Source organism: Streptomyces albus subsp. chlorinus (assembly GCF_013302895.1).
GTDB classification, from domain to species: Bacteria; Actinomycetota; Actinomycetes; order Streptomycetales; family Streptomycetaceae; genus Streptomyces; species Streptomyces chlorinus.
Genome location: NZ_VJOK01000001.1, coordinates 6059034 through 6064399 on the forward strand (window position 1 = coordinate 6059034; position 5366 = coordinate 6064399).

Sequence of the window (5366 nt, forward strand, 5' to 3'; positions counted from 1 at the left end):
GGGCACGCTCGCGCCCCCGGCCGCCGGTCCGCCGGAGCCCGGACGCGGCCGGACGGCGGGCGCCGCCCCGGCCCGTGACGGCTTCGCCGTGCCGGAGCCCGACCCGGCAGCCCGTACGGAGCCGTTCCGGTTCACCGTGTGCGCCGCCGAGCCCGGCGACATCCTGCTGCTGTGCGGCGCGGGACTGGCCGAACCGCTGCGTGCCGACCCGTCGTTCGCGGACCGGCTGGCCGCCCGCTGGGCCGACCCGCCCGCGCTCGCGGGGTACCCCGCCACGCTGGAGGACGGCGCCGGGGAGCACGAGGCCGACCGCACCGCCGCCACCGTCTGGGAGGCCCGGGGGACGGCGGGCTGAGGGACGGCCGTGCCGCCCGCGGTGCCCCGGCCGGGCGACTCGCGGCACCCCGCTTCAGGAGGAGGGCACCATGTCCGTCGCGCGTTCCGCCTCCGCCGCCTCCGCCCGCGGTTCCCCCCGTGCCTCCGTGCCGGACTCCTCGGGCGGCTGCGGGGCACGGGTGGCGCGTACCTCCTCCAGGTACGCGGCGATGGCGTCCCTGTTGCGGGTCAGGCACTCCACGCGTGCGGTCATCCGCTCCAGTTCGCGTTCCAGGGTGGCGAGCATCTCCGGGGTGGCGTCGCGGAAGTGGATGACGCGGGGCTTGTCGAGGCAGGGCAGGATCTGCCGGATGATCCGGGTGGGCAGCCCGGCGTCCAGCAGCCCCCTGATCTGGAGGACACGGTCGACGAACCGTTCGTCGTAGTCCCGGTAGCCGTTGGGGGAGCGCTCGGCGGCGATGAGCCCCTGCTCCTCGTAGTAGCGCAGCAGCCTCCGGGGCGTACCGGTGCGTTGCGACAGCTCTCCGATCCGCATGCGACCGCCTCACCAACCTCGGCCCGACCCGCGTCCTCCTGGGAGGAGACCGAGCATAACGCGTGCCCGGTCCCGGCCTCGTACACCGGTGCGACAGACGCACCGGTGCGGTACGGCGCCTGACCGGTCAGGCGCCGTACCGCACCGGCGGGGGTGGACCGTCCGTTGCCGGACGGTCGTCAGCCGAACTGCCGCTCGATCTCGGCGAGTTTCTCCTCCAGTGTGTCGAGCCGGGGGCTGGCCCCGTTCTTGTCGTGACCGGCGGACCCGCCTCCGCTCCCACGGGACTCGCGGGTCTCACGGGCCCCGCTCGCCTCGCGCGGCTCCCGGCCCTCCGTGAGGTCGCCGCGCCGCCGCGTGGCCGCCCCGTCGTCCAGGAGGGCCTGGAGAGCGGGCCGGCCGGGTGCCGCCGCCGGGCCCGGGTTCGGGACCGGTCCCGGAGCCGACACCGGGCCCGGGCCCTCGGCGACCGGTGCGGGCGCCGCGAGTTCGACGTCCACGGTCCGTGCGGGCACCTCCCGGACCGGGTCCGGGGCAGGATGGGCGCGGCCCCGGCTCCACAGCCGGTGCTGCCGGTTGAGGGCCTTGACCCGTGCCCGGTCGAGCCGCTCCTGGTCCCTGCGGCGCATCCGCTCCCGCTCGCGCCGGCGCCGCTCGTCGCGGACCTCGTCCACGGCCTCGTCCAGCGTCCGTACGCCCTCCAGCAGCATCAGCGACCAGGCGCCGAAGGTCTCGCGCGGTGCCCGCAGCCAGCGGACGATGCGGATCTGCGGCAGCGGGCGCGGCACCAGCCCCTGGTCGCGGAGGGCGGCCCGGCGCGTCTGCTTGAGCGCCCGGTCGAACAGGATCGCCGCCGAGATCGACATGCCCGCGAAGAACTGCGGGGCGCCGTCGTGCCCGGCGCCGCGCGGCGCGTGCACCCAGTTGAACCACGCGGCGGCGCCCGCGAAGATCCACACCAGCAGGCGGGAACCGAGCGAGGCGTCGCCGTGGCTGGCCTCGCGCACCGCGATCACGGCCGAGAACATGGCGGCGCCGTCCAGCCCGAACGGGACGAGGTACTCCCAGCCGCCGCTCAGCCCCAGGTTCTGCCTGCCGAAGCCGACGAGTCCGTGGAAGGAGAGCGCGGCGGCCACGGCGGCGCAGCAGAACAGGAGCAGATAGGCGGCCGTCGCGTACAGGGTCTCCTTGCGGCGGCGCCGCTCCTCCAGGCGCTCCCGGGAGTCGGGGGCCGCGGGTGCTCCGGGTGCCGTGCCGGCCGTGTCGCCGTCGGCGGGGGCGCCGTGGCGGCGCGACCGCGCCATCACCAGCACCGCGGTCAGGGTGCCGATGAGCAGCACGGCGCTCGGCAGCACCCAGTTCAGCGATATGTCGGTCAGTCTCATCGGGTGTGCCCCTTGCCGCACGGCCTCGCGGAGGCGCACGTGAGCGGCCCTCCGGGTCGCGTCCGTACGCGGGAGCGTGCCGCGCTCGCGCTCTGGCTTCCTAGCTGTCGCCGAGCATCCTTACGGGAGAGTCCCGGCCGTCCGGGGGGTTTCGGGGCAAGTGAACGCGAAAAGGGGGTGCGGGGCGCCGGCCGGGGTGCGCGGGGTCGAACTGCTCAGCCAAGCGCGGTCATTCGTTCGACACGCTCCGCGTCACACGTGCGGGGGCAGGTGACGCAGGTGTCCTGGGGGCGCAGGGTGTAGAAGAGGCAGCAACTGGCGCGGTCGCGGGTGGTGAGCGCCTCGCCGGCCGGGCCCGTCAGCCGGCGGAAGCCCGCAGGCCGGGCGAACGGCTCGAGCGCGCCCGGCAGCAGCCGCCCGGCCTCCTCCATGGCCCGCGGCTCCTCGCCCAGCAGGTGCCCCAGGTACCAGAGCCCCTCGGTGATCTCGTCCGTGGCCATGCCCCACAGCGCCCGCGCGCCGCGCCGCATCCGGGGCCTGAACCCCTCCAGGACCGGCGCGAGGTGGTCGGCGACCGCCCCGCGGACCTCGGCGCGCAGCGCCTCCTCGTCGGGCACCACCCGGGCGCCCGGGGCATCGGCCGCCGGGTCGTCGGGCAGGCACGCGAACTCCTCGATGTGGACCGCCAGCCGGCCCAGCGAGCGCTGGAAGGCCACCGCCTCGGCGGGCAGCCGGGGCACTCTCCGCTGGAGGAACCACGGGATGGTGATCAGGAGGCAGACGGGCCAGGCGTAGCGGTGCAGCCCGAAGCTCGCGATCACGTCCGGGCGGCCGGGCCGCCCGTAGTCCCGCAGGATCTGCTCCTCGTCCCAGGCGAGGAAGGCGTCCAGCGCCTCCGAGCCGGCCGCCAGCTCGCTCGCCCGTACCCAGCCGGGGCCCTTGGGAAGGGATTCACGAGCCGTGGTCTCGGTCACACCCAGCGACGGGAACACCTCGGTCAGCCGTGTGTACGCCGCGTGGAAAGGGGAGACGTCAGGGGCTACGCGGGCGAGGGTGGGCACGGCCATGAGGACCACCGATTCGACGATCGTGAGCAGGTAAGCCTTACCTTAACTGATGGGTTCCGAAGTTTGATCTCCCGGCACGTCGGCCTATCGTGCTGCGCGAGCCTCCGGGAGCGCCGCGCCTCCGGAGCGACGCGCATCCGGGCGCCGGGCGCACACGCCGGTGCCGGGCCGCGCGCCGTCCGCTGCCCCGGGCCGCGGACGGACCGGAACAGCCCGTGTGCCGCCGCGTGGGCAGGAGCGAACCGAGGGCGCTGGGGGACCGATGGAGCCGAGCCGAGCCGAGGCGCACACCGCGCACGCCGCGCACACCACGCGTACCGCGCGGGCCGCTGCCCGGGAGGTGCGGGCCGCCGCGCCACGGGCCGCCGGGTCCGCTGCCGGAGCCTCCGCGTCCGGTTCCGGTTCCGGAACCGGCGCTGTTCCCCGGGACGTTGGCCGGGGCCCGTCCGGCGGCCGGTCCGCGGCCCGCGGGGAGCACACCCACAGCGGGCCCGCCGCGCCCAAAGTGGTGCCGCGGCGCCACTCCGTACGCGACCAGATCCTCGCCGCCCTGCGCGCGGCGCTGCTCTCCGGCGAACTGGCCGGGGGCGAGGTGTACTCCGCGCCCGCGCTCGCCGACCGCTTCGGCGTCTCCCCGACCCCCGTACGGGAGGCCATGCAGGTACTGGTGAGCGAGGGCGCCGTGGAGACGGTGCCCAACCGGGGCTTCCGCGTGGTCCGGCACGACCCCCGCGACCTGACCGAACTCGCCGAGGTCCGCGCCCTGTTGGAGGTGCCCGCCGTACTGTCCCTCGCGCGGACCCTCCCGGCGGGGCGCTGGGAGGAGCTGCGCCCGCTCGCGGAGGAGACCCGGCGGGCGGCGGCACGGGGCGACCGCGGCGCCTACGCCGAGGCCGACCGCGCCTTCCACCGCGCCCTGCTGGAGCTGACGGGCAACCGGCAGCTGGTCGCCGTCGCGGAGGACGTGCAGCGCAGGGCGCACCTGTCGGCGCTGCGCGCGGCGCCCGCGCCCCGCACCACCGATCTCCTCGCCGAGGCGGCCGACCACCTCGCCCTGCTGGACGCCCTCGCGGAGCAGGACCTGCCCGCCGTCGAACGCCTGGTGCGCGGCCACTTCTGAGCGGCGCCGCGTGCTACCGCCCTACCGCCCGGCGGGGGCAGGTCCGTCCGCGCGCGGTCCGCCCGCACGCGGTCCCGCGGCGTCCGGCCCCGGGGCCGGCAGGTGGTCCGCGAGCCAGGCCGGCACGCCGCCCAGCAGCCGGAAGAGCCGCCCGGCCTCCTCGCGCAGCCGGGTCGCCTCCGGTTCCGGCTGCACATCCGCGAGTGCGGCGAGCGCCGGCGCCATCCCGACGAGGAAGCCCAGCTCCTCCCGCAGCCGCAGCGACTCGGCGAAACCGTGGCGCGCCTCGGCCAGTTCGCCCTCGCGGGCCGCCATCCCGGCCAGGTGCCGCCAGGTGGAGGAGCACAGCAGCAGGTCACCGCGCGCGGTGGCCCCCGCGTGCGCCCTGCGGTAGGCGGCGCGGGCCGACTCCGGGGTGTCGCTCAGGTTCTCGGCCAGCAGCCCGCGCCGGTAGTCCAGCAGCGCGCGGCCCGGCGCGTCGGGCTCCAGCAGCGCGGCGGCCCTGCCGAGGGCCGCGCGGGCCTCGTCCGTCCGGCTCGCGTATGCCCAGTACGGTGGCGGCGTAGGCGAGCTGGCCCCGCTCGCAGGCGGCTGCCCCGCGGTCGTCGTCCACCTGGGCCACGGCCTCGGCGGCACGCAGCGCGTCCTCGGCCGCCGCCCAGCCGTCGCCCGTGTACATGCACCGCTCCACCAGCAGCGCCGCCCGTCCCACCGCCGCCCGCGGGTGGGTGTCGGCGTACGGGGCCAGCAGTGCCGCGGCGTCCTCCCAGCAGCCGCGCGAGCGCAGCCGCCACACGGCGCGGCCCAGCGGGCTGTCGGGGCCCGTCGCCGGAGGGGGGCCCTCGCCGTCCGAGGGAGTCGCGGGATCCAGCCTTCCGGAACGTGACATGGCGGTGTCCGCCACAGTGCCCTCCCCAAGCGCG

Annotated in this window: 4 protein-coding genes and 2 pseudogenes; 2 read left to right on the plus strand and 4 right to left on the minus strand. The window is 76.7% G+C overall.

The window, feature by feature from the left end:
- Nucleotides 1-355, plus strand: a pseudogene (locus FM076_RS26265) (protein phosphatase 2C domain-containing protein); the annotation flags it as partial.
- A gap of 54 nt (nucleotides 356-409) precedes the next feature.
- On the opposite strand, the gene FM076_RS26270 reads toward FM076_RS26265, so the two are convergent.
- From FM076_RS26270 to FM076_RS26280, 3 genes are all read right to left on the minus strand, one after another.
- Nucleotides 410-871 (minus strand): MerR family transcriptional regulator, encoded by a 462-nt coding sequence (locus tag FM076_RS26270; protein WP_173873375.1) that lies wholly within the window; start codon nucleotides 869-871, stop codon nucleotides 410-412.
- A 179-nt stretch (nucleotides 872-1050) separates the two neighbouring features.
- Nucleotides 1051-2256, minus strand: coding sequence for a DUF2637 domain-containing protein (locus FM076_RS26275; protein WP_173873376.1), 1206 nt, complete (start codon nucleotides 2254-2256; stop codon nucleotides 1051-1053).
- A 215-nt stretch (nucleotides 2257-2471) separates the two neighbouring features.
- Nucleotides 2472-3323, minus strand: coding sequence for a (2Fe-2S)-binding protein (locus FM076_RS26280; RefSeq protein ID WP_173873377.1), 852 nt, complete (start codon nucleotides 3321-3323; stop codon nucleotides 2472-2474).
- Between the two features lie 262 nt (nucleotides 3324-3585).
- Between FM076_RS26280 and FM076_RS26285 the strand changes: the two genes are divergently transcribed.
- The gene (locus tag FM076_RS26285) at nucleotides 3586-4443 is read left to right on the plus strand and encodes a GntR family transcriptional regulator (protein ID WP_173873378.1); all 858 of its coding nucleotides are present in this window, start codon (nucleotides 3586-3588) and stop codon (nucleotides 4441-4443) included.
- A gap of 21 nt (nucleotides 4444-4464) precedes the next feature.
- On the opposite strand, the pseudogene FM076_RS26290 reads toward FM076_RS26285, so the two are convergent.
- Nucleotides 4465-5332, minus strand: a pseudogene (locus FM076_RS26290) (hypothetical protein).
- Between the last annotated feature and the right edge of the window lie 34 nt (nucleotides 5333-5366).

Coding starts and splice junctions, on each gene's coding strand:
- FM076_RS26270 (WP_173873375.1), bottom strand. CDS start 871: ATGCGGATCGGAGAGCTGTCGCAACGCACCGGTACGCCCCGGAGGCTG.
- FM076_RS26275 (WP_173873376.1), bottom strand. CDS start 2,256: ATGAGACTGACCGACATATCGCTGAACTGGGTGCTGCCGAGCGCCGTG.
- FM076_RS26280 (WP_173873377.1), bottom strand. CDS start 3,323: ATGGCCGTGCCCACCCTCGCCCGCGTAGCCCCTGACGTCTCCCCTTTC.
- FM076_RS26285 (WP_173873378.1), top strand. CDS start 3,586: ATGGAGCCGAGCCGAGCCGAGGCGCACACCGCGCACGCCGCGCACACC.